The organism is Nonomuraea sp. NPDC050022, assembly GCF_044460705.1.
Lineage (GTDB): Bacteria > Actinomycetota > Actinomycetes > Streptosporangiales > Streptosporangiaceae > Nonomuraea.
Window position 1 is genome coordinate 26,267 of the sequence record NZ_JBITKE010000016.1, and the last position, 25,249, is coordinate 51,515.

Below are 25,249 nucleotides of genomic sequence, written 5' to 3' on the forward strand. Positions count from 1 at the left end.
CCGATCTCGGACGCGGGTCTTCTGCTTTCCGGGTCTGTGGTGGCTGGTGTCCTTTGGAGGGATCCCCCCTTCGGGGGAGCGGGAGAAGCCGGTCCGTGGTGGTTGGGAGCCTTTGGGGGATACCCCCTCCGGGGGGAGAGGAAGCAGCCGGTCCGTGGTGGCTGGGGCCCTTTGGGAGGGATCCCCCTCCGGGGGCGGGAGAAGACGGAGCGCCTTCTCTACGTAACAGAAAGGCTACTTTCTGTTACGGCACCGCCTGGCTGGCCGCCACCCGCCGCACGGGGTCTGTGGCGTCCAGGAATACGGCCTCTGACCCGCACGGGGCCGGGCGCCGTGACGAGACGGTGAGACCATGGCCGGTCAAGGGTGCAACGGATTACGGCCCGGCGGTGTTGTACCTGGTGTGAGTGACATCGACTGCCTCGACCCGGTGCGAAAGGCGCTGCTCGACGACCTCGACGGAGGGTTCGCCGAGCTGTTCGGCGCGTATCGCGGCGTGGTCTTCTCGACCGCCCTGCGGCTGAGCGGGCGGTGGGCCGATGCCGAGGACCTCACCGCTGAGACGTTCTTGCGTGCCTACCGTGCCGTCGCCGGCTATGACCGAGAACGGATCGCCGCCCTGCAACCGCGGGCCTGGCTCCTGACGATCCTGCTGAACATCTGGCGCAACTGCGCCCGTACCAAGTCCCGGAAGCCGCCACCCGATCTGCGCGAGGAGCCGGTCGATACCGTTGATCCACGCGAGAGCGTCGAGGACGCGGCGGTGCGGCACGAGACCGGTGACGAACTCGCCGAAATGCTCGGCATGCTGCCGGAGGATCAGCGGGTGGCCGTTGTGCTCAGGCATGTCGTCGATCTACCGGTCAGTGAGATCGCCACAGTCCTCAGGATTCCGCAGGGCACGGTCAAATCGCATGTGTCACGGGGTCTGCGGCGACTGCGCACACTTGGAGGTGTCCGATGACCCAGGACCTGACCCGGGATCCGCTGCTCGCCGGACTCGCGGCACTCGCCACGGACGCGCCCGACGGGCTGCTCGAGCGGATCGCCGCGCGCTGGGTGACGGCGCCGAGCCCGCTCGGGGAGCTGTCCGTCGCGTTCACCGGCCAGGGCATCGCCTACGTCCATCAGGGCGACGGGTTCGCCGCCGCCTTCAGAGCGCGGGCCGGACGCCCGCTGCTGCCCGCCGACCGGCCGCCTGCCGGACTGCTGCCCGCGCTGCGCACCGGCCGCTCCTCGGGGGTCGCGCTCGACCTGCGGGGGCTGAGCGACTTCCAGCGCGACGTCCTGCTGGCCGCCCGGACGATCCCCAGGGGCGAGGTACGGCCCTACGCCTGGATCGCGGCTCAGATCGGCAGGCCCAAGGCGGTACGCGCGGTGGGCGCGGCGCTGGGCGCGAACCCGGTGCCGCTGCTCGTCCCGTGCCACCGGGTGACCAGATCCGATGGGGTGGCGGGCGACTACGTGTTCGGGGCGGCGGCCAAGGAGCGGCTGCTGGTGGCCGAGGGCGTGGATCTGGACGCGGTGCGGCGGCTGGCGCGGGCACGGGTGTTCTACCTGGCCAGCGACACCACCGGCGTGGTGTGCTTCCCGACCTGCCACAACGCGCGGCGCATCACCGCCGCGCACCGGCACGGCTTCCGCAGCATCGCCCAGGCCCAGGAGGCCGGTTACCGGCCCTGCCGCACCTGCCGGCCCGCTTTGGCCGCCTGAGGCGCCCGTCCTGAGGCCGCCGCCGTGAGCGCCCGTCCTGGGGGCGCGTCCTGAGCGCCCGTCAGGTACGGGTGTCCGGTCGGATGCGGGTGTCCGTCAGGTCTGGGTGTCCGTCGGGTAGCGCATCAGCAGTGAGGCTCTGACCTCGTCCGGCGGGACCGCGCGGTAGCCGTGCGGGACGTCCGAGCGCCACGAGATGTGGTGGCCGGGGCCCGCCGTCAGCGGCGCGTCCAACGGTCCCGCGATCAGTGTGCCGGCGTAGACCGTGAGGTGCTCGGTCACCCCTTCGAGATGCGCGGCGGAGGTCTGGATGATGCCGGGCGGGATGCGCAGCCGATAGAACTCATAGGTCACCCGCTCGTCCTCGAACACCTCCAGCAACGCGGCCTCGATCGCCGTGCCGCGCACGACCTGCGGCGATGGCGGTGTGTCGAGTATCGCGCCGATCGGCACGCCGAGCTGCGCGGTGATGGCCCAGAGCATCTCCGCCGTCGGCTTGAGCAGGCCGTCCTCGACCTCGGACAGCGTCTCCCGGTCGATGTCGGCGCGCCTGGCCAGCTCGGACAGCGAGACGCCTGCCGCCTGACGCAGCAGCCGCACCCGTCGCCCGACGATGACCGGATCTGTGTCCAGCGCAGGCCGTCCCTCCATGTCGCCATGTTCCCCCACATCTCGCCGGATTGCGCCGGGCGTCCTGGTCTGTTGTCGCTATCTCCCGGCGGTTCGCCATGAATGCTTGGCGATCATCACGCCTGGTAGTCGCATGTCTCGACATGTCGGTAGGATCCCGTGGGTGTCCGCGATGTCAGGAGTGATGGCCCCGTCCCGGCCCGTGTCCGTTCCGGGACCGATGCCGTCGCCGTTCTCTCTGCCCCTGCACGCGCTACGCATCGCCGGGAAGTGCGCGCTACCGCTGATCGCCTGGTTCTCGGCCGGTCAGGCAGTGCGCTTCGGGTTGCTGTACCTCGGTACGGAGATCTCTCATGGGGACGCCCGGCAGCTCCGCCTGGTCGCGACCATCGCGGTGCTGACGCTCATCGTCATGGCGTCGATGACGATCACCGCGGGCATGCTGTGGTCGCTACGCGGCGCGCTCTGGGAGATCAACGCCCGGCGGGCGGGCGGTGAGGAGGACGAGCGCTACTGGGTCTCCATGAACCGCGTCGCCCCCGCCTTCGCGGTCATCTACCTGACCTGGGGGTTCCATGTCGAGGACGCCCGGGACTTCGTACAGACGGACTACCTGCACAACATCGACGACTTCTTCAGCGACAGCTTCCTCGGCAGGAGCAGCACGGTCGGGCGGGGGCTCATCGACCTCGACTGGCGGATCTCGCTCGGCCTGATGGCCGTGGCGTTCCTGCTGCGCGCGCTGTTCAGCAAAATGGTGGAGCGGGGCGACGGGAAGATCTCGGGGCTGGGCACCGCCCTGTCCGAGTTCGCCTTCGTGTTCTTCGGCCTGAACGCCACCTTCGTGCTGGCCAACGCGCGCTCCGACTGGGTCTCGCACCGCCTCGCCATCTCCGCCTCGGGCGAGCTCGTGACCCAGGCCGAGCAGAGCATCCCCGGCTGGGAGGCGTTCTGGGGAGCGGTCGGTGAAGTCTGGCCGTACATCGTGGACGGTGTCTTCATCCCGCTCACCTGGCTGACGGTGGCGGTGCTCGTCTTCGGTACGTACGCGGACGACGCCCGCACGATGCTCCGCGACACCCGCTTCGAGAAGGGCATCGACAAGCTCTACTCGACCCACTCGATCACGCAGAAGTCGGTCGAGCGGATCACCGGCGGCTTCCAGGAGCGCTGGGTCCCCCTGGCCAACTCCTTCAGGCAGACGCTGACGGGCGGCGTGGCGCTGTTCGGGATGATGTGCCTGTGCTACGTGTCGCTGCACGTCGGCGCGGAGTACGCGATGCGCGGCGTGCGGACGCTGATCGGGTCGAAGGTGGAGTGGCTCTGGATGCTCGTCGGCGCCCCCGTCGACTTCGTCAAGAACCTGCTCGTCACGGTCCTGACCATGGCTCTGCTGGCCGCCGCGTTCGACATCGCGGCCACGCGGGGCCGGCGGATGGCGCCGGCGCCCGAAGCGCCGGAACCGCCCGCCGTACGAGATGGCCGGACGGGCGTCAGCGCTTGAAGCGCAGCACGTCCAGCTCCGGTTCCGTCTTCGCGGTCATGAGCTGGGCCGTGGGGATGTCCGAGCGGTAGTTGCTCGGCGTGAGCAGCAGCTCGACCTCGGCCGCCTGCGCGGGCGGCACGCGGGCGTAGGCCGTCATCTGGTACGACTCGCCGATCTCCATCTTCTCGGCCGGTGTCGTGTCGTTACCGACCAGGGCCACCCACGTACGGCCCTGTCGATCCGTCACGAACAGGTCCTTGGGCTTGGCCGTCTTGACCGCTCCGTCCGCGTCGACGGCCGACCGGGTGATGTCGATCTTGATGTAGGCCGATCCCGGCTGGGGCTTGCTGCCGGGGACCTGCGGCACGGTCTCCATCGTGGACTTCCAGCTGACGTGCTTGACCGTGACGGACTGCCCCGCCGGTACGACCTGCTCCTGCTTCGCCGGAAGCTGCCCAGACCTGACCAGATAGACGTGATAGCGGTCGTACGTCGTCGCCCCGACCGCCACGACCAGCGCGGCCACGGCTCCGAGCGCCGTCAGCATGGGCCGGCGGCGGCGCGGCGGCGGAGTCACGGCGACCGGCACCTCGGCGACGACCGGAACCGCCGGTTCCTCGGGAGGGGGCGGGACGGCGGGGAGGGGTGGGACGACGGGGAGGGGCGGGACGGACGGCCGGGGAAGTGGCCCGGCGCTGGGGATGGCCGGGATCGGCTGGGTGGAGGTGTCCACCGAGGGTTCCGTCCGCTTGGGCGGCCACACCTGCTGATCGGGAGGGACCACCCGCGTCGCGGCCGAACGGCGCCGCCGCGGCCGCGGCCTCTGAGATCGCGGTTGCGGCTGGGACGGAGGCGACGCCTGGGGCTGGGGCTGGTCCGTGTTCTGGCCGGCCGGAGGGGAGAACCAGCCGCGGTCGTCTGTGCTCATCAGCTCTTCTTCAGGATGTAGACGTCGCTGGGCGCGGACTTGAGCTGGGCCGCCGCCGGGCCGTCGATGCCCAGATCGACCTCGGCCTCCGGCTCGAACGGCTCGACCAGTGCCGATCCGGGCAGCTTGAACACGACCCGCGCGCCTTCGAGCGCCGAATCGGGGATCTCGAAGACGAAGTTGCCGCTGACCCAGAAGCCCGGCTGTACCCAGGGGTTGGCCAGCGTCTCGGATGCCTCGATCTTGTCCGTGGCGTCGTAGCTGACGCCGTCCGGGGTCAGCAGCGCGGGGGTGCCCAGGTGTATGGGCTTGGTGGCGGAGGTCGCGGACGCCTGGACGATCAGGAAGAGCTGCTCGGTCTCCACCTTCCCGCTCGCGCCCTGCACGGCCCGCGCCACGGCGACCGAGTTGACGCGGACCGCGAACCTGCCCGTGTTCACCTCCTGGCCCTTCGCGCCGACGGTGGTGATGGGGGCGTCCAACTCGTTCGGGGTCAGGTTGCGCGTCTGAAGGCCGACGGCGCCGCCCAGCAGCACCAGGCCGACGAGGGCGCCGAGCACGCGCGAGCCACCTTGCCGGCGGGCGCGGGAGCGGCGGCCGGGCGGGCGGCGGGACGCGGTGGCGGTCATGTCGCCTCCGCGCCGTGCACCGGGAGCGTCACCTGGGCCTGGATGACGGGGCGCCGTCCGTTGCCGGGCACTCCCGAGCCGGACTCTTCCGAGTCGGTCTCTTCGGAGATCAGGCCCCAGTGGAAGGACGGGTCGTTGAAGCCCGGCTCGTATTCGAAGCCCGCCACGTCCAGCGTCACCTTCTGCGGCGGCTTGGCCGCGCCGTCCAGGTCGTAGCGGAGGACGACCGTGGTCGGGACGCCCGGCTGAAGCTGGCCGCTCTGCGCGTTCTTCGACAGGCTGTAGACCGTCGGCACACCCTTCGCCTGGACCTGCGGGGTCACCTTGACCAGCGACCCGGCGAAGCTCGTCGCTGAGATCGAGCCCTCCGGCTTGCTGGGCGGAAGGCCGACCATGGCCGTGGCCTTGCCCTGGTTCGTCACCTTGAAGGTCAGCTCCACGAAGCGTTTGTCGGTGTCCCAGTCGGCCTTGGCCTTCTGCGTGGCCAGTTTGGCCGTCACGAACTGCGTACTGAACTGCCCCTGGTCGAGCACCGCCCCCTCCCCGTATTGGGGTGGAGCCGGATCGGGAACCTCGGCGAAACCGCCGAGCAGGGCGGTGATGCCGAGGGCGGTGACTGCCACCAGGGCCACTGCCGGCACCGCTACCGGGCGTTTGGGCTTGTTGCTGCCGCCGGAGGGTTCCGTCATGGGTAAGGATGGTAATAGGTCACGCTTGCCCCATCTGCCGCTAGCCTCCCATCTGGCTGGTCTAATTGCCGAGAACCCTGCCGCAGCAGGGGGTCTAGCTCATACGCTGTCACGGAGCGGAGGGTCAGCCCCCACTAACGACATATCGCGGCCGGAGGGTCACGTGGCGGACGTGCATCCCGAGCATGCGCAGCTCCAGGCGGACCGCATCTACCTGGGCTGGCAGTACATCTTGCTGCACCCCGACCCGGGACCGCCGCCCAAGCGCCCCTCGCCCGGCGAAGGGGAGGCCGCCTCCGCGGAGGCCGACCAGGAGTTGCTGCGCCGCGAACGCTTCCAGCAAGACCTGCTCAACCGGCCCGTGCGGGTGTTCAGGGTGTTCATGGTCATCCTCACCGTGCTGATACTCGGGCTGGCCGTCGCCGGTTACCTGCAGTGGTCGTTCGCGCTGCTCGGTCTGGTCGCGGCCGGCGGCGTGGCGATCATCTGCAGCTACGCGCTCGTACAGGGTGACCGGGCGGTCCGCTACCGGGTGAGCGAGCAGCAGGCCCGTGACGACCGGCAGCGACGGGAACGTGACAAAGAGCTGTTCCGCGCGCAGGAGGAGCACGCCCAGCGCTACCGCGAGTGGCAGGAGGTCAAGGAACGCCACGACCGCCAGCTCACCTGGTACGCCGTCGCCGTCCCCGACGAGATCGACCGCATCGACGTGGCCGGCGGCACGCTGCCCGGCTGGTCGGCGCTGATCACCCTGCTCGGCGCCACCCGCCTCTACAGCGGCGGCCACCTCACCGTGCTCGACCTGTCCGAGGGGGCGATCGCCAAGGACCTGATCGAGCTGGCCCGCCGGGGCGGCGACGACCCGCTGGTCTGGGTGCTGCCGACGGACCTGCCCCGGCTGGACCTGGGCGCGACGCTGAAGCCCGAGGCGTTCGCCGACGTGCTCGCCCACGTGGTCAGCGTGAGCGAGGAACACCGCACCACGCGCGACCTCAGCTTCGACAACGCGATCCTGGAGCGGGTGCTGGAGGTGCTCGGCGAGAACGCCACGATCAATCAGGTCACCGCCGCCCTGCGGGCCCTCGCCCAGGTCGGCGACCCGCGCGACGACCTGAGGTTCGGGCTGATCACGGCGTCGCAGCTCGAACGGATCGGCACGCTGTTCGGGCGGGGCGTCAGCGACCGCGTGGTGATCGAGCGGGCCTGGGCGCTGGAGTCCCAGCTGCGCAAGCTGGAGACACTCGGCACGGAGGCCGTACGGCTGCCGCCGGCCAGGTTGCGGGTGGTGAGCATGGACCGGCAGGCCGGGGTGTTCGGCAACCGGGTGCTCGGCACCTACGTGGCCACCGCGCTCACCCACATCCTGCGCCAGTCGCCTGCCGCCGACCGGCCCTGGTATCACACGATCATCGTGGCGGGGGCCGACAAGCTCCGTGGCGACGTGCTGGACCGGCTCATGGACGCCTGTGAGACGTCCAGGACCGGCCTGGTGCTAACGTACCGGAGTCTGACCCCGACCGTGCGGGAGCGGCTCGGCAGGGGCCACGCGGCGGTGGCGTTCATGCGGCTCGGCAACGCCGAGGACGCCCGGGTGGCCAGTGAGCACGTCGGCACCGAGCACCGGCTGGAGCTGGCCCAGCTCACCGAGACGATCAGCGACTCGATCCCCGGCCTCGACGGCGGCTACACCTCCACGATCTCCCAGGTCGAGGATGCCACGGAGGAGCGTGGCGACAACCGTACGGACCTCGCGGAGGACCTCGTGGAGTCGACGGAGTGGGGCAGGACGGCCGACAAGATCTCCGAGAAGGAGCGGGTGCTGCAGCGCTCGCGCGAGTTCCTCGTCGAGCCGCACCAGCTCCAGCAGCTGCCCACGACGTCCGTGATCGTCACCGACGCGACCGCGCAGGGCCGCCGGGTCCGCCTGGCCGACGCGAACCCGGCCATCCTCACATTTCCCAAGACCACGCTCGGCGAGCTGGACGACGTCCGCGAGGCCGTACTCGCGATCGACGGCAAGGGCGCAGACGGCGACGGAGAGCCGCCTCCGAACCTCGGCCCGCCGCCGCCACGCCTGGACTGGCGCAAGGACAGGCAATGACATGGTCAATGTCAACGTGGCGCGCTGACGGTAGGCGGATTTTACTAGCAACCGTCTGTGGGGGAATGAAATGCAGTCGAGTGTCTCGCTGAGCGGGCCCTGGTACCGAATCCAGTCGATCGCGGCACCCTCGCGAAGCTCGTCGGCGGAGTGGGACTTCGTCACCGTGCTGCCCGCCGTGCTGTCCGCCGCCCAACGTGACCGGCCGTTCGTCATCGGGTGGCTCTCCCGTGGCTCCGGGGCGCCGCTCGAACTCATCACCAACGCCGGGCCGCTGTCGCCGCCGCGCCAGCCGCGCCGCGCCACCGACGCGCCGGGGGCGCCGGCCGGGCCGCAGCCGCTGCTGTTCCCCGGCGGGGCGCGCGGGGTGCAGCTCGACGAGGAGTACCTGGCCGACCTCGCCGACCTGGTGTGGACGCCGTGCCCGGGACGGCAGGCGCCGCCGCTGGGCGGCCGCCGCGAGTTCGGCGGGCTCGAACCTGACGAGCTGAAGCGGCCGACGCTGTTCGAGGCGACGCTGGTCACGCTCATGTCGAGGCCGTTCGCGTGGCTGGTGGTGGCCGAACCGACCGACCTGCTCGACGCCGAGGTCGCGCACCTGCGTACGCAGCTCAACGTGCTCAGGCAGTACGGCGACGCCTCCGAGCGCAGCAGGTTCGACGCCGAGCGGGCCGAACGCCGCATGCAGGAGCTCGACGCCTTCCGCGAGGCGGGGCTCTGGAACGTACGCGTGCTGGCCGGCGGCGCCACGGCCGAGGAGCTCCGGCAGATCGCGCCGGTCCTGGTCGGCTCCGTCGAGATGAGCCACCACCCCTACCGGCTGCGCAGCGCCCAGGGCGCCGTCTACGGCCTGTCGGAGGCGCTCGCCCTGACGATGCAGGACCCGGCCGACGGCGCCGCCGCGCCCTTCGCCGCGACCGCCGGGGCCCTCGCGGCGCTGGCCGGGCTGCCCAGGCGCGAGGTGCCTGGCGTACGGGTGCTCGACTCCGGGTTCTTCGACGTGACCTCCGAGGCCGAGGAGGGCGAGCTGGACCTGGGGGAGATCCTCGACGGGCAGGACCGGTGCGTCGGCTCCTTCCGGGTGCCGCTGAGCACGCTCAACCGGCACGCCTTCGTCACCGGGGCCACCGGCTCGGGCAAGTCGCAGACGGTCAGGCACCTGCTGGAGCAGCTCAGCAGGGCCGGCATCCCGTGGCTGGCGATCGAACCCGCCAAGTCCGAGTACGCCGCGATGGCCGGCCGCATCGAGCCCGGCACGGTCACTGTGATCAACCCGTCGGCCCCCGCGGGCGTGCCGTTCAGCATCAACCCGCTGGAACCCGAGCCCGGCTACCCGGTCCAGGCCCACATCGACATGGTCAGGGCGCTGTTCATGGCGGCCTTCGACGCCGAGGAGCCGTTCCCGCAGATCATGTCGCTGGCCCTGCAGCGTGTCTATGAGGCCACCGGCTGGGACGTGGTCACCGGCGGCGCCGTACCGGGCTCCAAGGTGCCGCCCAGCGTGCCGACCCTCGAACTGCTCCAGCAGCACGCCATGGACGTCATCCGGGAGATCGGCTACGGCCGCGAGGTCCAGGCCGATGTGGAGGGCTTCATCTCGCTGCGGCTGCGCTCGCTCCGCGTCGGCTCGGCCGGCCGCTTCTTCGAGGGCGGCCACCCGGCCGACATCGGCGGCCTGCTGGAACGCAACGTGGTGCTGGCGATCGAGGACGTGGCCAACGACGAGGACAAGGCGTTCCTGATGGGCACGCTGATCATCCGCATCGTCGAGCACCTGCGGATGCGGGCCCGGCAGGAGAAGTCCACCGGCCTGCGCCACGTCATCGTCATCGAGGAGGCCCACCGGCTGCTGCGCGACCGCGGCGCCGGCCGCGCCTCCACCCACGCGGTCGAACTGCTGGCCGGCATGCTCGCCGAGATCCGGGCGTACGGCGAGGGCATCGTGGTGGCCGAGCAGATCCCCACCAAGCTCGTCACCGACGTGGTCAAGAACACCGCGCTGAAGGTCGTCCACCGGCTGCCCGCCGAGGACGACCGGCAACTCGTCGGCGCGGCCATGAACCTCAGCGAGGAACAGTCCCGCCACGTCGTCTCCCTGCAACCGGGCTCAGCCGCGGTGTTCGCCGACGGGATGGACCGCCCGCTGCGCGTCCGGGTGCCGCTCGGCGAGTCCCGCGAGAAGCTGCTGGCCAGCCCCGCCCCGCCGATCCGGGGCCGAAGATCGGCGGCCTGCGGCAGCCAGTGCCGCACCGGCCAGGCGTGCACCCTGGTCGAACTCCGCGAGGCCGACGTCCTCGCCGACGCGCCCGACTGGGCCTGGCTGCGCATCTGGTGCGACACGGTCGTCCTGGCCTTCGTGAGCAACCGGCCGCTGCCCGGCGTACCTCGCGCGCTGACGGCCGCCTGGTCCGAACTGCCCGCCAGGCGCCGGGAGTGCCTGCTGGCCACCCTGATCGAACGCTCGGTGCAGCGCCGGGCCTGGTCGCTGCGCAGCTGGTTCGACCCGGCCCTGCTCACCGAGAAGGCCGCCGCGACGGCCACCCGCCTCCTCGCCGCCGTGGACAGCGGCGGCGAACGCCCCGGCGCCTCATGGGTCATCCCGCAGGTGCGCTGGCTGCACGAGGTCGACAGACTCTTCCCGTACGGCCAGCCGGCCCCGAACCTGCGCAGCCCGGCACCGCCGATGGAGTACGCCCTGTTCCGCAACGCGCCCAACGGCAGCTCGGCCGAACTCCTGCAATCGGAGCTCCTCGGCCACCGCGCCAAGGCACTGCGCCACCACCCGCTGTCGATGGAGGTCGACCACAACAGGGCGCTGGCCTGGCGGGTCATTCTGGGCGACGACGAGAGCGAGGGCGTGCAGCGCGACATCAGCACGGTCGCGATCGGCGTCGACCCGTCGTCCCGGTTGCGGCACGTGGGGCAGACGATGGGGGCTGGGTGGTTGGAGGGGGTGCTGTCTTGGCCGCGTAGGTTCGTGCTGCCGTTCGACCGGGACGGCGCCCCGGAACTCTCTTTCGCCGAGCCGGGCTGAGCTTTACAAAGCGTTCTTCCTTTGGCGCTCGTCACAAAGGGCTCGCAGTCGGCGCTTCGCGCATTTGGAAGCTCGACGTTCTTCCTTTGGCGCTTGTCGCGCACTGCAAGGGCTCGCCGATCGGCGCTTCGCGCCCATGGGCTCGGCGTGCTGCCCGGGGCCTTCGGCCCCTCCTATGCGAGGGCAGGCCCTCGCGCTCCCACGCTCCGCCACGGCCAGACCATGGGGCGCAAACGTGCGACGTGTGCTGCCTGGGCACGCTCGACGATTGGGGGTGCTGTAATTATCCAGTTACTATATGTGACCGATCATGGAGTCCCCCCATGCGACAGATCCGCACAGCCCTCGCCGCCCTCACTGGCACACTCCTCACCCTGGCTATCGCCGGGGTCTCACAAGCGACCGCCGCCCACGCGGCGGAGATCGTCATCATCGACGGCTACACCAAGACGGTGAGGGAATCGGCCCGAATCCCCGTCGCCTGCCCGACCGATCAGGTCCTGCTCGGCCGCGCCCACTTCGGGGACGAGAACGGCGAGACCACCTACTACTGCGGCCTGATCCTCATTGACGGGCAGCGCGTCAAGGTCGGCGCACCGTCCTGGAGCGACGCCCAGCGAGAGAGCAACTCGTTCTTCGCGGCTCCGCAGGATGAGGTCCTGGTCGGCCGGCAACATTCCGGCGATGAGAATGGGCCCACCCGCTACGCCACCGCCAGCATGAGCGCGTGGGGGCGGACCGTCGAACTGACCTCCTACCGCTGGGCTCCCGGACAGAGGGAAAGCAGCAGCCATTCCAAGGCGGGCGACTACGAAGTCATGGTCGGCCGCCAGCACTCCGGAGACGAAATCGGCCAGACCCGCTACCAATACGCCAGGATCGCCGACTAGACCTCAGCGACTGTCGGGCCGCCTCCGATCGCCCTTGGCGGCCCGACAGCTCCACCACCTCTGGAGCTCTGCCCGGCAAGGCCCACGATCTGAGCGCCGCCCGCATCTGGGGTATCTTGCGCGCGTTGGAGCAGGCCGGGATCATCACTCTGGCCGACAAGGCCTATCAGGTAGCCGAGGGGCCGGTCCGCGCCCCGTACAAGGGCAAGAACAAGCCCGACTCCCAGAAGCGGGCTAACCGCGCCCACGTCAAGCTGCGCGGGCCCGGCGAACGTGCGAACGCCCAGTTGAAGAGTTGGAAGATCCTGCGCAAGCTACGCTGTAGCCCCTCCAAAGCCGGCCACCTCTGCAAGGCCATTGCCGTCCTTCAGAACCACCGCGTTGCTCAGGCCGCCTGAGGATGAAGGAGGTTCAATGTTCCAATTGCGCGGCCGTGCCGCACTACGATCACCCCGAAGATCTATGCACATATATGTCGGCCGCCGAAGGCCAGGTCACGGTGTACGGGAGGCGACCGTGGGGGTCTGCGTCTACATCGACGTCGTCAGAGACGGAAAGAAACTTGGCAGCTACGACCTCGACACGAGCGCGCACTATCTCCGCGTGGGGCTGGATGCCCTGGGGCTCGACGGCGACGAGATCGTTCACGGAGAGGGAGGTCCGGACGGCGCTGACGCCGAGGAGTCGGAGGAAGGATTCGTGGGCCGACTCACCTCCGAGCAGGTCAAGGCCTTCTGGGAACGCCTCTCGCCCGTCACTGTCGAGCAGTTCATGACGGGCCTACGGACGACCGAGAACGTCAAGGTCGACGACGAGGAGTACTTCGCGCTGTACTTCGCCGACCTCAAGAAGGCGTACAGCGCGGCCGTTCGCGCGGACGCGGGTATGACGATGTCCTGGTACTAACGGCCCGCGTTAATTCGAGATCCACGCTTTCAGACGAATGCGCGACTCGCGATCATGCTGTGATCACCGGCCTCTGCCGAGGATGAAAACAGCTCACGCATGATCGTAATAACAGCCGTCGCGCTGGCGGCCGTCGGCTGTTCCGGCTCATCGGCTTGTAAGGGCGCTGTCCGGCGCTTCCCACTACTCGCCTGGCCTGGTCATTCCGGAGCGGAGCCGCCGCCGGAGCCATGATCAAATTCGCTGCGTCTCCGCCAGCACAGGAGAGCGCCCGATCGCCACGCAGGCGACCGGGCACTTCCTCTGAAGGCTGGACTATGTGCGTGCTTAATCATCCAGGTCGAATTGACCAAGTTGGGCACCGCCGATGAAAGCCCGCCACTCAGCAGGCGTGAAGATGAGTACCGGTCCCTGGCGGTCCTTGCTATCACGAACGGCCACGACCTGGCTCAGGTTGGTGGCAACCTCCACGCAGGCTCCACCATCGCCATTACTGAGGCTGCTCTTACGCCATTCGGCACGAGACAGGTCTATAGGCGCTTGCGTCTCAGGGTTCATCCCATGGACCTTCTCTCTAGAGCGCCCAACTATTTGATCTCTTTCGCCACTTGCGCGATGAAGGCGCGGGAAGCTTCGGCTGGTAGAGCTGATGCACGTAGGTGGTCGAACGCCACCATATAGGAGTCTATTTCAGGACTTTTCTCCAGATACAGACTACCTGTCTGATACTCGATGTATACGACTGCGCCAGCTGGCGGCGGGAAGCTGAGGGCGTGAAATCCGCCGCCCATCGCTGCGTGCGCTCCAGCGGTGAAGGGAAGCACTTGGAGGGTTATGTTGGGAAGCTTGGTAGCCTCCACGAGCCGCGTGAGCTGCTCATTCATGATCTCCGGTCCCCCCACTACGCGGCGAATGACCGCTTCGTTGATCACCGTCCAGAGCTGCGGCGCCTCGGCTTGGGTGAGCAACGCCTGCCGAGCTGTACGTACGGCAACCATCTGCTCAATCTCGTCATCGGTTCTGCGCTTCTTGGCTCGATGTAGGGCTCGGGCGTAGTCCTCCGTCTGGAGGAGGCCGGGGACGAACTCGCTCTCATAGATCAACAGCGAAGACGCCTCGGACTCCAGACCCAGGTAAACCTGGAAGGACTCGGGAACTGCGTCGCCGTACGCCTGCCACCAGCTTCGTTGCCGCGCTTCCCGGGCAAGCGCCAACAAGGGTTCGGCGTCGGACCGTGCGAGCTCGTACACCGCGAGCAGGGCTCGAACATCGCTTGTTCTGACTGCACGCTTGGCAGTCTCGATCCGGCTGAGCTTGGTTGGGTGCCAATCGACCTCATCGGAGACCTGTTCGAGCGTGAGACCACGCTCTTCGCGCAAACGACGCAATTCGGCAGCAAGACGTCGGCGGCGAACCGTGGGGCTCTGCATCGGTATCAGGACCTCTTTCATTGCTCTGCCAGTCTGCCAGTGCAGCCGGTCAAATGCCCATCCTCTGGACAGTTGCCTTTTGGCACTTGCCACATGGCGTTCGCTGCATGACACTAGCCATGTTGACAGCAGGCGAGGGTGCAGTTGTGGAAATCTACTTAACGCTGCGTAACGATTCAGTCGCAGCCCGCTTGCCGCAGCAGACCTGAGACCGCACGCGGTCGAACTCAGGAACGACTCTCGACAGAGAGGAAGCCTCGCCGTGGGAGCGAAGGGGGCGCACCTCCCGGTCGCTGGCGCCGGCGCCGAGGTTGCACATCGTCCTAGCCAGCTCGCAAGATGCCCGACCCCGCAACGGAGCCAGCCCTCGTCATGAATAACCCCTAACCCCAAGGAAGATCCGTTATGCGGTCCTTCGATCACGATGAGGAACGGTTCATTCACTTAGTGCGATTGTTGTGGGATCTCTCTCGGCTCGGGCTCGGGCTGGCCCTGGAGTGGCCTCGAAGGAACGAGCCGTTCATTTCCATTCTTCGGGCGCGTGGGGCTTTGCGGGTGCGGGCTGCGTTGAGGGGTGATTCCTGGGTCTTCACCTGGGGCCATGGTCGGGGTCGGTGGGTGGATGCGTATGACGAAGACGCGGTTGCACGGGTCTGGGGGGAGACGCAGTGAACGAGCGGTTTCTTGGTGAAATCGTGTTGCCGGGGGTGGCGCAATCGGTGGCGGTGGCCCGTCGCTGCGTCGGGGAGATGCTGGCGGCCGCAGGGCTTCGAGTCGTAGAGGACATGCGGTTGATCGTCAGTGAGTTGATCACCAATGCGCTGATCCATACCGCTTCGGGGCTGCACGGCGGGGTGGTGACGGTGGAGGTCGTCGCCGTTGATGCCGAGATCGTTCGCGTTGAGGTGACCGACGACGGGTCGGACACGGTTCCACGATCGCGTGTGTCCGGCGATGACGATTGTCACGGGCGAGGTCTGTGGCTGGTCGAGCAGGTCTCGGTCAAGTGGGGCGTGCGCCTGTTGGGTGCGGGGCAGCGCGCGGTCTGGGCGGAGATGTTCACGGGTCAGGTCGCGCCTGTCTGTGGTCGGGAAGACGTGACGGTCGGGGTCGCGCACAGCGGGCGGCAGGTGAGGGGGTGAGTTGGGTGATGAGTCAGTGGCGGTTTCCTCCTCATTGCACGGCGCCGCATGTATCAGCCGTGCAGTCGCACTACGAGGAGCTGACATGGAACGATCCACGCCGGGGAGAGTCGGACGGCCGGGTTATGCAGTGGACCTGCGACTGCGATGAGGTCGTTTACGAACTGATCACGCTCGGTGGGTTGCGGTCCATTCGGCGTACAGCTTTCCGGGCCGGGAAGAGCGTCATTCATGAGAGTGATCGCTGGCCCTTCCGTGTGGCAGATGCCATGTGGAGTGCCCTGCTGATGGGGCTCGCGAGATGAGCGGAAGATCATCGGGTCGGCGTTGGCCGACCAGACAGGCAGCAGCCTCTATCGCACTTCGTAAGTGTTCTCTGGTGGCTCTCAAACGAACGGTTAACAGCTAAGTGTTCGTATGAGCGGGGTAGTACAGCTGTGGCCGAGTACATCAACCTGCCGTGGCAGGGCGCCCCTAACGGCGCAGCGCGAGCGGAACGTCAGAGCTGCGGCTACAGAGCTTACGTTCCCGACCCTCTGCTGGGCCGCCCATTGACCCTGAAGGGACAGCGCGCAGCGGACGTGAACGACGTCGAACGCCGGCTCATGGAGTTGAACACCTCCGAACGTCCTCCGGTCAGCCTTGAAGCACGGGCCAGGCTTCTCCTACGGATCGAGGCCGTAGCGAGTTCCTTCATCGAAGGCATGCAGATCAACGTGCGACGTCTGGCCAAGGCCGACGTGGCGGAACGTACGGGCATAGAAATGCGCGACGACACGGCACACGCCGTCCTCGGAAATGTCCGGGCGATGGAATCAGCCCTCGGACTTGCGGACGCGCCAGCCGTACACCTCGACGACGTGCTGGAGCTGCACCGGCGACTTCTCAATGGGACTCGGGACGCACGCTTCGGTGGGCTGATCAGAACCGAGCAGAACTGGGTCGGTGGAACCGGGATGTCACCCTGCAGTGCCGACTTCGTACCTCCACCGCCGGATCGAGTGCACGCGCTCCTCGAAGACCTGTGCGCATACATGTCGGGGGACGAACACCCTGCTCTTGTCCAAGCGGCTATCGCACACGCGCAGTTCGAGACGATTCATCCGTTCGTTGATGGAAACGGGCGTACTGGGCGGGCGCTCATCCACTTGATCCTTCGGCGTAGAGGGCTGGCGCCCCGTTTCGTTCCGCCGATCAGCCTCATCCTGGCCTCACACGCTGACGCGTATATCTCCGCGATCACGTCATATCGGTATGAAGGAGCCGCTGACTCCCCAGAGGCCCAGGAGTCCATGGGCGTGTGCATGGATCGATTCACCGTGGACACCGCCCGCGCCATCGTCGATACGGATCGCTTCGGTGCGGACCTCGACGCTCTGGAAACGGACCGGCGACAAAAACTGGGGAGCGTCCGCTCGGGATCTTCTGTCGATCTCTTGCTGCGGGTGCTTCCCTCCGCTCCTGTGCTCACGGTGGCCACTGCCGCCGACCTGATCGGAAGATCCAGTCAGCGAGCCAATGACGCTGTCAATCAGATGGCAGCAGTGGGCATACTCCGACAGACCACCATCGGAAGACGCAACCGCGCATTCGAGGCACCCGACCTCATCAACGCCCTCACCGGATTCGAGCGAGCACTCGCCAGCCCTCTGGGTGATACGCGACAGGCGCCGCCCGCGTCCGGCGCGGGCAGCCGACAGTCACAAGAGTCGCTGCATCCACAGCGAGCTGATGTACTGGCCGTTCTTGGTGGCGTACTCGCGGAAGGTACCGACTTCTGTGAAGCCGAACTTGCGATGGAGGGCGACCGACGCGTCGTTTGGCATGGCGATTCCCACGACGACGGCGTGGATCGGCTCGTCGGCGATGCTTTCGAATAGGGCTCGATACAGCGACGTTCCCACGCCCCCGCTTCGGCATCCAGCGTCGAGAGAAACGCTGAGCTCAACAGTGTCCCGGAACGCCTCGTGGTTCCGATAGGGCTGACTACAGGCGTAGCCGATTGTCCGACCGTGACGCCGAGCGACCAGCAGCCGGTAGGGGCCTGTCGGAGAGAACTGCTTGAACCAGGCGTGCCGCTCGGCCACGCTGGTCGGCCGGGTATCGAAGGTTGCGATCGAGGTTGCCGCCACGTTGTTCAAGATGTCGACGATCCCGGGGAGATCGGTCTCATCCGCAATGACGATCTCGACGGGTTCTTGATCCGCAATCATGCGCATAGTGGTCATTCGTCACATCATGTCCGACTAGCCACCCCCCCGCTACCTCCGATGCAGAAGCGCCAACCGCTCACCGCGCTCCCCACGTTGTCCGGCTATGCCCGGGCGTCCGCGACCTGGCGGGAGTACGGTTCCGCTCACCCCGCACCAGGACGACCACGGCCCGCAGACCCACAGCCACCAAGAGTGCGGTCAGTTCCCACGAACGAAACCAAACGCTTGTGCCTGAGAGCATCACCCTGTCGTGGCAGGGCATTCCGGTCGACCGACCGCAGGCGGAGGCTCCTGCTCGCGATCACGAGTGCTCCCCGTGTTGAGGAGGCCCGCCGGTTGCTGCGAGATCGAGGCATGGACCGCGCCTCCACGCACACGGTCGAACGACTAACCGGCATGCTGGCGCGGGTGTGTCAAATAACGGCTGATCTTGGCTGGTGATTGGTCAGTTGTTGCTCGGGGTCAGGCGGCCCTCGAAGGCGATCTGGAAGGCGTTCAGGGGCGCCTTCCAGCGCATGGTCCACCGCTTACGGCCCTTCCCCGTGGGGTCTAGGCTCACCAGCGCCATGTAGACGCATTTCAACGCGGCGGCCTCGTTCGGGAAGTGGCCACGGGCGCGGACGGCCTTGCGGATGCGCGCGTTGACGCTCTCGATGGCGTTCGTGCTGCAAATGACCTTACGTATCTCGACGTCGAAAGAGAGGAAGGGGACGAACTCGGCCCAGGCGTCCGACCACAACTTCACGATCGCCGGATACTTCCGGGCCCCAGGACTCCTGGAACTCCAGGAACCGCTCTGTCGCCGCGTCCTCGCTGGGAGCGGTGTAGACGGGCTTGTGCCCTGGCGACCTTATCCCAGTCCTGGCGGGCGGCGTATCGGAACGAGTTGCGCAGCAGGTGAACCACACACGTTTGGACAATTGTGCGAGGCCAGACGGTCTCCACGGCCTCGGGAAGGCCCTTGAGCCCGTCGCAAACCAGCATCAGCACATCGTCCAGACCGCGGTTCTTCAGCTCCGTGAACACATGCAGCCAATACTTCGCGCCCTCACCCCCGTCGCTGGCCCAGATGCCGAGGATGTCGCGGGTGCCCTCCACGGTCACCGCCATCACCACGTAGATCGGACGGTTCGCGACCTGCCCGTCCCTGATCTTGACGTTGATGGCATCCACGAACAAGACCGGGTAGACGCGGTCCAGCGGCCGGTTCTGCCATTCGGCCATGCCATCCATGACCTTGTCGGTGATGGTGGAGATGGTCTGCTTGGACACCTCGGCGCCGTACACCTCGGCCAGATGCGCCGAGATCTCCCCGTGCGTGAGGCCCTTCGCCGACAGCGACAACACCATCTCATCGACGCCGGTCAGGCGGCGCTGCCGCTTTTTGACGATCTGCGGCTCGAAGGTGCCGGCGGTGTCACACGGCACCCCTGACCTCGACCGGTCCGACATCGGTTAGCACGGTCTTGGCCCGGGTGCCGTTGCGGCTGTTGCCGCTGTTCTTCCCCGCCACATCGTGCTTGTCGTAGCCGACATGGTCGGTGATCTCGCCCTCCAGCGCGGACTCCAGCACTCGCTTGGTCAGCTGCTGCAACAGCCCGCCCTCACCGGTCAGCTGCAGCCCTTGGTTCCGAGCCCGATCAACCAGCATCGCGATCAGCTGGTCATCCGAGGTTGCAACAGTCGACTTCTCTATCGGCTGGCCGGCATGCTCGATCTCCACGGCGGTCTCCGTCATCAGAAGCAAGCTCCTTGATCATCAGATCCGCCGTTAATTAGACACTCCTGCTGGCGTACATCGGCTGATCCCAGGCGCGGCCCTCTCTGGGAGTCCTCTCGGAATCCGCGCGGAGGTTACGCCTGATGCGGAACGCGCCCGTCTCCCGGCTGACGGCAGTCATCGACCTGGGTCCGGCAATCGTGGGCAGCCCGCAGGAGATCGCCGCGATCGCTGAGCAGGTGCGGCCCGGCAACGGGGCCAGTGTCCTGGAGTACGTCCAGGACTTGGAGCAGGCGTACGCGATTCCGATCCTGCAGGTGCGCGAGTTCGAGGGCCTGTCGGCGGAGGAGTTGCGCGAACTTCTCGGCTCGTGGCATCCGCCGCAGGGCTATCTGCGGCTGCGCAACCCGGGAAATCTGGACATGTTGCGCATCTGCGAGAAGATCGCAGGTGGGGAGCCGATCCGGCAGATGACCGTGCACCATCCGTAAGCTGCCGCGCCGCGGGGGCGAGCGCTACGCCGCCAGCTAGTACAGCTGGATGCGGGTAATGACGCAGTGCGGCTCAGCTGCGTCTGCAACGACGATGTACTCGGCCACGCCCAAGATCCCGTTCTTGCCGAGTGGAACTCTGCGCTGTTGTGGCCACTGGGCGGAGGTGGTCTGTCCGGAGACGTCGCCTCTCGTCTCGTTGATTTCAACGGACAACGCGACGATTGCCGAGAACAACGTCGGGCTGATCTGAGGGTCCGCCAGGAGTTCCGCTACCCCGTCGGAGAAATGGCAGGGCCATCCCTCCTTTTCGGAATCACTCAAGGGGCAGGCCCTGCTGCTCTCGGTGGGCAAGGATGTCTGCGAGGGTGACGACAGGCAGGGTGCCTTCCAGCGCGGCCTTGCGAATCTGATCGGCCTCAGGATCAGTGTCGAGCATCGCCTCGCACCACCAACGGCGCAGGACCGCCTCGGCCTGGTCCAGCGGTGCCGTGCCGAGCTCGCGGTAGAACTCCATCCGTCGGCCGCCTTGGAGAGCTGCGGCGATCCCATCGACGGTACGCGGCACCCTGGGCTCGCCAGGAACGTGCGGGCGGAGGGGCTGAGCACTCATACCGTGAGGATAGCTGTTGGAGGGAGATCGCATTGGGAAGAGACGGGACGACTTCAGAACCCAAAGGAGTCTTCTCGTTGACTGAGTTCGCGCTGCCGGTTGATCGAGCTTGACTGCCCGGCCGTACTGCTCCTGCGGACGGTCACCGAAGCCCAGTTTGTGGGGATTGCCGTTGGCAGCCGCAGCCGCAGTGGCGCGGGCCGCGCCCGCTTTCCTCGGCGGCGGACAGGACGCAGAGCTGCGCTTGCAACCTTTTGCGCTGGCGTGGACGCTCTTGGACGGTGGCTGAGGACGGGTGTTGAACAAGGCCGGCGTAACCCGCCTCAGCTTCAGCCGGCGTCACTTTGGGTGGCTTAGGTCGCGGCCGGCGGCGATCTCCTCCGCGCTGAACACGCCGGTGGCGGGATCGAGCGCGGCTTGGCCGTAGCGACGAATTGCAGTGATTTCACGGACCATCTGGAGATATGTCTCCCGGTAAGTCCGTCCCTCGGCCTGGCCGCGAGCGGATGGGGATGCCATGGTGCGGTTTGAGGTCGCTGCTCGGCGGAAACGGGCGGCCATTAATTGCAGCCAGGCGTCCTCGGTCAGGTTGGGTGGAGGGGCGTCTTCCAGCATCTTGGCGGCGCCGCGGTAGATCATGGCACGCCCGGCGAGTTCATCGTCGATCAGTGAGCCTGGGTTGGGAGATGCGGGCTGCTGCGGCGATGTGTCCCAGAGTTGCGCGGCACGAGCGCGCAGGATGAAGGCGTATTCGTTGGCCGGCGGGAAGGGGTCCGCGACCAGAACGGCGTCACGGTCGCCTTGCCGATAGGCGCGGCGCGCCATGGGCTCCAGGATGCGGTCGATGGTGGAGCGGGACATTCCGGTGATCTCATGTACTTCGGAGGGGTCAACCCCGGAGGCCAAAGCGCCCCGCACCAAGGGGTCGCGGCGGTCGTCGAGGTCGCGCTGAGTTTCGACATAGGCGCGAAGAAGGATCTTGGCTTGGTGTGGATCATCGAAGGCGAGAGCCGGTTCAACATCATCCATGTATCGCACGATACGCCATAGATGTATCGTGCGATACATGATTCGCTGAACGAAATGAGCGTGACGTCGGCCTGGTCTGGTAGGTGCACCTTTTGGAACCCATTGAGCAGCTCGTTGAGGTCGTCGGAGGGGTCTGAGTTCTCGAGGCTCACGATTAGCCAGCCTGGGGGTACTGATCGCCAGGACGCGACGGTCCGGCGCCCCCCGAACCGTCGATCTGCATGGTGGTGATCCAGTCAACAGGTGCCGTCCCGTAGAGCGATGTGCGCTGCTGGTGACCGACTATGACCCGGGCGGCCCGTCCTGTTCTTGCCGCCCCTCTCGGTGCGCCGGTGCCGGAGACTCGGCCGTTGGCGGCAGGGCTGCGGCGATGCAGTTGAGGACCTAGGCCAGCTTCGGCCAGCGAGCCAGGCGCTCGGGCCGCATTCAGGTCACCGCTGAACCCTCCAGTTGCGTACGCGGTACCCAGTAATTTACTCTGGCCACCGCAACTGCGTACGAAGTACCCAATGGAGGGGATCATGGATCCGATCGTGGTCGCCGAAGGGCTGCACAAGTCCTTCGGCGACACCCACGCACTGCGCGGCCTCGACCTGAGCGTCCCGAAAGGCACTGTCTGCGGCGTACTGGGGCCCAACGGCGCCGGGAAGACGACGGCGGTGCGCATCCTGGCGACCTTGTCCGATCCCGATGCCGGGCACGCCCGCATCGCCGGATACGACGTCGTCCGCGAGGCCGGCAAGGTGCGGGAGAAGATCGGGCTCGCGGGCCAGTACGCCGCCGTGGACGAGAAGCTCACCGGGCGCGGCAACCTGCGCATGTTCGGACGCCTTTCCCACCTGTCCCGGCGTGCGGCGCACCGGCGGGCCGACGAGCTGCTCGAACGCTTCGGCCTGATGGACGCCGCCGATCGCCAGGTCGCCGGCTACTCCGGCGGCATGCGGCGCCGCCTCGACCTGATCACCAGCCTCATCCTGCGCCCAGAGGTGCTCTTCCTGGACGAGCCGACCACCGGCCTGGACCCGCGCAGCCGCGGCGAGATCTGGGACAGCGTCCGCGAGCTGGTGGCGGACGGCACCACGGTGCTGCTCACCACGCAGTACCTGGACGAGGCCGACCGGCTGGCCGACGACATCGCCGTCATCGACCACGGCCAGGTGATCGCCACGGGCACTCCCGACGAGCTGAAGGCCACCATCGGGGACCGCCTCGACGTCGTCGTCGAAAACCCCGCCGCACTGCGCCCGGCGGCGACCGCGCTGAATGCCATGGCCGGAGCCGAACCCACGGTGACGGGCGCCGACCGGCTCAGCGTCGCCCTGCCCGGCGGCGGGTTCCGGCTCGCCGACATCGTGCGCGAGCTCGACCGCGCCGGGGTCGCCGCGCTCGACGTGAGCCTGCGCCGCCCCACCCTCGACGAGGTGTTCCTGCGCCTCACCGACCGCAAGGAGATCGTCCGATGACCGCCCAGACCAGCCATCTGATGACCGCTCGCACCAACCAGAAGAAGACCGTCCGATGACCGCCCTCGCCCCGCCGATGGGCCGCCGCCTGCGCTGGACGTTCATCGACGGGCTCACTCTGGTCGGCCGCGAGCTGGGCCGGGTGCGCCAGGAGCCCGGCGAGATCGTCGGTGCGCTGCTCTTCCCGGCCATCGTGGTGGTGCTGTTCGGGTACGTGCTCGGCAGCGCGATCCAGGTGCCGGGCGGCGGTGACTACCGCGAATACCTTATGCCCGGCCTGTTCTCGATGGTGACCTTCACCGCCCTGCAAGGAGTCATGGCGCGCACGGCCGCCGACGCCTCCCGCGGCGTGATGGACCGCTTCCGCTCCATGCCGATGGCCCGGCTGGCGGTGCCGTTCGGGCAGACCGGCGCCGACTCCCTGGTCGGCCTGCCACTCCTGGCCATCATGGTGGGCACCGGCCTGCTGGTGGGCTGGCAACCGCACCATGGCCTGATCCCCACGGCCGAGGCGTTCGGGCTGATGCTCCTGCTGCGGTACGCGCTGAGCTGGGTGGGCGTCTTTGTGGGCCTGGTGGTGAAGAGCGAACAGATCGTCGCCCAGGTGGTGGTGCCGCTGTTCCTGCCGTTCACCATGCTCTCCAACTCGTTCGTCCCGACCGACGGCATGCCCGGGTGGCTGCGTTTCCTGGCCGACTGGAACCCGGTCAGCGCGCTCACCGCCGCCTCCCGTGAGCTGTTCGGCAACCCGGGCGCCCCCTCCGGCGACGTGGCCTGGCCGCTCGTGCATCCGGTGACCACCGTCCTGCTCTGGTCGGCCGTCCTTCTGGCGGTGTTCGTCCCGCTGTCGCTGCGCGCCTACATGCGTAGAGGACGCTGAACGCCGCCTTGTTCTCTGCTTAATCGCTCTCCGCCGGAAAGGCAGCAAAATGACCGACAACACCTACGAAAAGGTGCAGCAGATCCTGGACTCGGCTGTGGCCGAGGACGGCATCCCCGGCATCGTCGCCGAAGTCCATGACGCCGGCGGAACGTGGTTCGGCGCCGCGGGCGTGGCCGACCTCGCCACCGGACGCCGCCGTCAGCCGGGGGAATACCTGCACATCGGCAGCTCCGGCAAGGCCTTCACCGCCGCCGCGGTGCTGGCCTTGGTGGCCGAAGGCAGGTTGAGCCTCGAGGATCCGGTGAACAAATGGCTGGCCGGTGTCATGGACGCGGGCGGCTACGACGGCAACAAGATCACCATCCGACAGCTGCTCAACCACACCAGCGGCCTGTTTCTCACCGGCCTCGCACCAGAACTACAGCACAGCATCGTCACCCAGCCGGCCCGCGTCTGGACCATTTCCGATCTGCTGAACCTCGCGGTTTCCCAGCCGCCGGTCGGCGAGCCGGGCGAAGACTTCGTCTACGCCAACGGCGGCTACTACCTGGCCGGCGCGATCATCGAGAAGGTCACCGGCAACAGCTACGCCGCCGAGGTCGAACGTACAGTCATCCGGCCGCTCGGCCTGACCAGCACCTACGTACGGCCCATCACCGACACCAGCTACCCGGACCCGCACCCCCAGGCGTACGTCGCCAATATGCTCAAGGAGGGTGTCGACCCGGCATCGCTCACCCCGGAGGACTATGCCTCCCTGGAGGACTCCGGCCTGTCGCCCATCGACTGCACCGCGCTCAACACCTCATGGGGATGGGCGGCCGGCGGCATCGTCTCCACCACCGGCGACCTGAGCCGCTTCCTCAAGGCGATCGCGACCGGCAGCCTGCTGCCACCGGCCCAGCACCATGAGATGTGGACCATGGTCTCCTCCGGCAGCGCCGTCTGGCTGCCGCACGCCGGCTATGGCCTCGGCGTGATCGAGTTCGACAGCGCGGGGACCAACGGCCTGACGCTGAGAGGCGTGAGCGGCACCCTGCCCGGATCCTTCACCCTCGCGCTGAGCGCCGACGACGGCCGGCAGGGCGTCGCCGTCCACACCAACATCGAGCCGAAGAACTTGGACATCCCCATCAAGATCATCAAAGCGGTGTACGGCGTCACCCTCGGCTGACCGGATGGCCGGATTTGGGAGGCAGTCGTACCGCCCATACGAACACTTGGCAGCTAAGTGTTCGTATGGGCGAGAGCTGGTAACC

Annotated in this window: 23 protein-coding genes and 2 pseudogenes; 14 read left to right on the plus strand and 11 right to left on the minus strand. The window is 67.6% G+C overall.

Going from position 1 to position 25,249, the window contains the following annotated elements; all coding sequences use genetic code 11:
• Positions 1 to 403 precede the first annotated feature (403 nt).
• Both ACIBO2_RS48935 and ACIBO2_RS48940 read left to right on the plus strand, forming a co-directional pair.
• Positions 404 to 964, plus strand: a complete 561-nt coding sequence (locus ACIBO2_RS48935; protein WP_358552120.1) for an RNA polymerase sigma factor — start codon at positions 404 to 406, stop codon at positions 962 to 964.
• On the plus strand, positions 961 to 1,713 hold the full coding sequence (locus ACIBO2_RS48940) for a methylated-DNA--[protein]-cysteine S-methyltransferase (protein WP_358552118.1): 753 nt from the start codon (positions 961 to 963) through the stop codon (positions 1,711 to 1,713). Before ACIBO2_RS48935 ends, ACIBO2_RS48940 begins: the two co-directional genes overlap by 4 nt.
• A 96-nt stretch (positions 1,714 to 1,809) precedes the next feature.
• Here ACIBO2_RS48940 and ACIBO2_RS48945 read toward each other — a convergent pair whose 3' ends face one another.
• Entirely contained in the window at positions 1,810 to 2,364 is a 555-nt protein-coding gene (locus ACIBO2_RS48945; protein WP_358552116.1) for an XRE family transcriptional regulator, read from the minus strand.
• 142 nt (positions 2,365 to 2,506) lie between these two features.
• Here ACIBO2_RS48945 and ACIBO2_RS48950 point away from each other — a divergent pair, with 142 nt between their 5' ends.
• Complete coding sequence (locus ACIBO2_RS48950) at positions 2,507 to 3,847, plus strand: hypothetical protein (protein ID WP_397304540.1); 1,341 nt, start codon at positions 2,507 to 2,509, stop codon at positions 3,845 to 3,847.
• On the opposite strand, the gene ACIBO2_RS48955 is transcribed toward ACIBO2_RS48950, so the two are convergent.
• The 3 genes from ACIBO2_RS48955 to ACIBO2_RS48965 all read right to left on the minus strand — a co-directional run bounded on the left by ACIBO2_RS48955 (position 3,837) and on the right by ACIBO2_RS48965 (position 6,075).
• On the minus strand, positions 3,837 to 4,562 hold the full coding sequence (locus ACIBO2_RS48955; protein WP_358552112.1) for a hypothetical protein: 726 nt from the start codon (positions 4,560 to 4,562) through the stop codon (positions 3,837 to 3,839). The genes ACIBO2_RS48950 and ACIBO2_RS48955 overlap by 11 nt on opposite strands.
• A gap of 194 nt (positions 4,563 to 4,756) precedes the next feature.
• On the minus strand, positions 4,757 to 5,386 hold the full coding sequence (locus ACIBO2_RS48960; protein WP_397304541.1) for a hypothetical protein: 630 nt from the start codon (positions 5,384 to 5,386) through the stop codon (positions 4,757 to 4,759).
• The gene (locus ACIBO2_RS48965; protein ID WP_358552108.1) at positions 5,383 to 6,075 is read right to left on the minus strand and encodes a hypothetical protein; all 693 of its coding nucleotides are present in this window, start codon (positions 6,073 to 6,075) and stop codon (positions 5,383 to 5,385) included. Before ACIBO2_RS48965 ends, ACIBO2_RS48960 begins: the two co-directional genes overlap by 4 nt.
• A gap of 163 nt (positions 6,076 to 6,238) precedes the next feature.
• On the opposite strand from ACIBO2_RS48965, the gene ACIBO2_RS48970 reads away from it, so the two are divergent.
• The 5 genes from ACIBO2_RS48970 to ACIBO2_RS48990 all read left to right on the plus strand — a co-directional run bounded on the left by ACIBO2_RS48970 (position 6,239) and on the right by ACIBO2_RS48990 (position 13,006).
• Positions 6,239 to 8,176, plus strand: coding sequence for a hypothetical protein (locus ACIBO2_RS48970; protein WP_358552106.1), 1,938 nt, complete (start codon positions 6,239 to 6,241; stop codon positions 8,174 to 8,176).
• A 70-nt stretch (positions 8,177 to 8,246) separates the two neighbouring features.
• Positions 8,247 to 11,210, plus strand: coding sequence for an ATP-binding protein (locus tag ACIBO2_RS48975; RefSeq protein ID WP_397304542.1), 2,964 nt, complete (start codon positions 8,247 to 8,249; stop codon positions 11,208 to 11,210).
• 323 nt (positions 11,211 to 11,533) lie between these two features.
• Complete coding sequence (locus ACIBO2_RS48980) at positions 11,534 to 12,100, plus strand: hypothetical protein (RefSeq protein ID WP_397304543.1); 567 nt, start codon at positions 11,534 to 11,536, stop codon at positions 12,098 to 12,100.
• 68 nt (positions 12,101 to 12,168) lie between these two features.
• On the plus strand, positions 12,169 to 12,498 hold the full coding sequence (locus ACIBO2_RS48985; protein ID WP_397304658.1) for a transposase family protein: 330 nt from the start codon (positions 12,169 to 12,171) through the stop codon (positions 12,496 to 12,498).
• Between the two features lie 118 nt (positions 12,499 to 12,616).
• Entirely contained in the window at positions 12,617 to 13,006 is a 390-nt protein-coding gene (locus ACIBO2_RS48990; RefSeq protein ID WP_358552102.1) for a DUF1877 family protein, read from the plus strand.
• A gap of 327 nt (positions 13,007 to 13,333) precedes the next feature.
• On the opposite strand, the gene ACIBO2_RS48995 is transcribed toward ACIBO2_RS48990, so the two are convergent.
• Positions 13,334 to 13,564 (minus strand): DUF397 domain-containing protein, encoded by a 231-nt coding sequence (locus ACIBO2_RS48995; RefSeq protein ID WP_397304544.1) that lies wholly within the window; start codon positions 13,562 to 13,564, stop codon positions 13,334 to 13,336.
• Positions 13,565 to 13,593: 29 nt separating this feature from the next.
• Entirely contained in the window at positions 13,594 to 14,457 is an 864-nt protein-coding gene (locus ACIBO2_RS49000) for a helix-turn-helix domain-containing protein (protein ID WP_397304545.1), read from the minus strand.
• A gap of 647 nt (positions 14,458 to 15,104) precedes the next feature.
• Here ACIBO2_RS49000 and ACIBO2_RS49005 point away from each other — a divergent pair.
• A complete protein-coding gene (locus tag ACIBO2_RS49005; RefSeq protein WP_397304546.1) occupies positions 15,105 to 15,578 on the plus strand; it encodes an ATP-binding protein in 474 nt (157 codons plus the stop codon).
• Between the two features lie 809 nt (positions 15,579 to 16,387).
• Positions 16,388 to 17,458 (plus strand): Fic family protein, encoded by a 1,071-nt coding sequence (locus tag ACIBO2_RS49010; protein ID WP_397304659.1) that lies wholly within the window; start codon positions 16,388 to 16,390, stop codon positions 17,456 to 17,458.
• On the opposite strand, the pseudogene ACIBO2_RS49015 reads toward ACIBO2_RS49010, so the two are convergent.
• A pseudogene (locus ACIBO2_RS49015) lies at positions 17,357 to 17,806 on the minus strand (GNAT family N-acetyltransferase); the annotation flags it as partial. The gene ACIBO2_RS49010 and the pseudogene ACIBO2_RS49015 sit on opposite strands and share 102 nt — an antisense overlap.
• Before the next feature lie 430 nt (positions 17,807 to 18,236).
• Positions 18,237 to 19,442 (minus strand): annotated as a pseudogene (locus ACIBO2_RS49020) (IS256 family transposase).
• A gap of 212 nt (positions 19,443 to 19,654) precedes the next feature.
• Here ACIBO2_RS49020 and ACIBO2_RS49025 point away from each other — a divergent pair.
• The gene (locus ACIBO2_RS49025; protein WP_358552094.1) at positions 19,655 to 20,002 is read left to right on the plus strand and encodes a hypothetical protein; all 348 of its coding nucleotides are present in this window, start codon (positions 19,655 to 19,657) and stop codon (positions 20,000 to 20,002) included.
• Positions 20,003 to 20,038: 36 nt separating this feature from the next.
• Here the strand turns inward: ACIBO2_RS49025 and ACIBO2_RS49030 are convergent, their stop codons facing one another.
• The 3 genes from ACIBO2_RS49030 to ACIBO2_RS49040 form a co-directional block, all read right to left on the minus strand.
• Complete coding sequence (locus ACIBO2_RS49030; protein ID WP_358552092.1) at positions 20,039 to 20,326, minus strand: hypothetical protein; 288 nt, start codon at positions 20,324 to 20,326, stop codon at positions 20,039 to 20,041.
• The gene (locus ACIBO2_RS49035) at positions 20,319 to 20,615 is read right to left on the minus strand and encodes a hypothetical protein (protein WP_358552090.1); all 297 of its coding nucleotides are present in this window, start codon (positions 20,613 to 20,615) and stop codon (positions 20,319 to 20,321) included. The genes ACIBO2_RS49030 and ACIBO2_RS49035 overlap by 8 nt, the downstream gene beginning before the upstream one ends.
• Before the next feature lie 339 nt (positions 20,616 to 20,954).
• Entirely contained in the window at positions 20,955 to 21,644 is a 690-nt protein-coding gene (locus tag ACIBO2_RS49040; RefSeq protein ID WP_358552088.1) for a hypothetical protein, read from the minus strand.
• 521 nt (positions 21,645 to 22,165) lie between these two features.
• Here ACIBO2_RS49040 and ACIBO2_RS49045 point away from each other — a divergent pair.
• Genes ACIBO2_RS49045 through ACIBO2_RS49055 form a run of 3 tightly spaced genes read left to right on the plus strand, consistent with a single transcriptional unit; the run spans position 22,166 to position 25,164 of the window.
• Entirely contained in the window at positions 22,166 to 23,107 is a 942-nt protein-coding gene (locus ACIBO2_RS49045) for an ATP-binding cassette domain-containing protein (RefSeq protein WP_358552086.1), read from the plus strand.
• 55 nt (positions 23,108 to 23,162) lie between these two features.
• Complete coding sequence (locus ACIBO2_RS49050; RefSeq protein ID WP_397304547.1) at positions 23,163 to 23,987, plus strand: ABC transporter permease; 825 nt, start codon at positions 23,163 to 23,165, stop codon at positions 23,985 to 23,987.
• Between the two features lie 49 nt (positions 23,988 to 24,036).
• A complete protein-coding gene (locus ACIBO2_RS49055) occupies positions 24,037 to 25,164 on the plus strand; it encodes a serine hydrolase domain-containing protein (protein WP_397304548.1) in 1,128 nt (375 codons plus the stop codon).
• Positions 25,165 to 25,249 lie beyond the last annotated feature (85 nt).

Bases quoted from the DNA above. Each gene is read 5' to 3' on its own strand.
- ACIBO2_RS48940 (WP_358552118.1), top strand. From the start codon at position 961: ATGACCCAGGACCTGACCCGGGATCCGCTGCTCGCCGGACTCGCGGCA.
- ACIBO2_RS48945 (WP_358552116.1), bottom strand. From the start codon at position 2,364: ATGGAGGGACGGCCTGCGCTGGACACAGATCCGGTCATCGTCGGGCGA.
- ACIBO2_RS48960 (WP_397304541.1), bottom strand. From the start codon at position 5,386: ATGACCGCCACCGCGTCCCGCCGCCCGCCCGGCCGCCGCTCCCGCGCC.
- ACIBO2_RS48965 (WP_358552108.1), bottom strand. From the start codon at position 6,075: ATGACGGAACCCTCCGGCGGCAGCAACAAGCCCAAACGCCCGGTAGCG.
- ACIBO2_RS48975 (WP_397304542.1), top strand. From the start codon at position 8,247: ATGCAGTCGAGTGTCTCGCTGAGCGGGCCCTGGTACCGAATCCAGTCG.
- ACIBO2_RS48980 (WP_397304543.1), top strand. From the start codon at position 11,534: ATGCGACAGATCCGCACAGCCCTCGCCGCCCTCACTGGCACACTCCTC.
- ACIBO2_RS48995 (WP_397304544.1), bottom strand. From the start codon at position 13,564: ATGAACCCTGAGACGCAAGCGCCTATAGACCTGTCTCGTGCCGAATGG.
- ACIBO2_RS49000 (WP_397304545.1), bottom strand. From the start codon at position 14,457: ATGAAAGAGGTCCTGATACCGATGCAGAGCCCCACGGTTCGCCGCCGA.
- ACIBO2_RS49010 (WP_397304659.1), top strand. From the start codon at position 16,388: ATGGAATCAGCCCTCGGACTTGCGGACGCGCCAGCCGTACACCTCGAC.
- ACIBO2_RS49025 (WP_358552094.1), top strand. From the start codon at position 19,655: ATGCGGAACGCGCCCGTCTCCCGGCTGACGGCAGTCATCGACCTGGGT.
- ACIBO2_RS49035 (WP_358552090.1), bottom strand. From the start codon at position 20,615: ATGAGTGCTCAGCCCCTCCGCCCGCACGTTCCTGGCGAGCCCAGGGTG.
- ACIBO2_RS49040 (WP_358552088.1), bottom strand. From the start codon at position 21,644: ATGGATGATGTTGAACCGGCTCTCGCCTTCGATGATCCACACCAAGCC.
- ACIBO2_RS49045 (WP_358552086.1), top strand. From the start codon at position 22,166: ATGGATCCGATCGTGGTCGCCGAAGGGCTGCACAAGTCCTTCGGCGAC.
- ACIBO2_RS49050 (WP_397304547.1), top strand. From the start codon at position 23,163: ATGACCGCCCTCGCCCCGCCGATGGGCCGCCGCCTGCGCTGGACGTTC.
- ACIBO2_RS49055 (WP_397304548.1), top strand. From the start codon at position 24,037: ATGACCGACAACACCTACGAAAAGGTGCAGCAGATCCTGGACTCGGCT.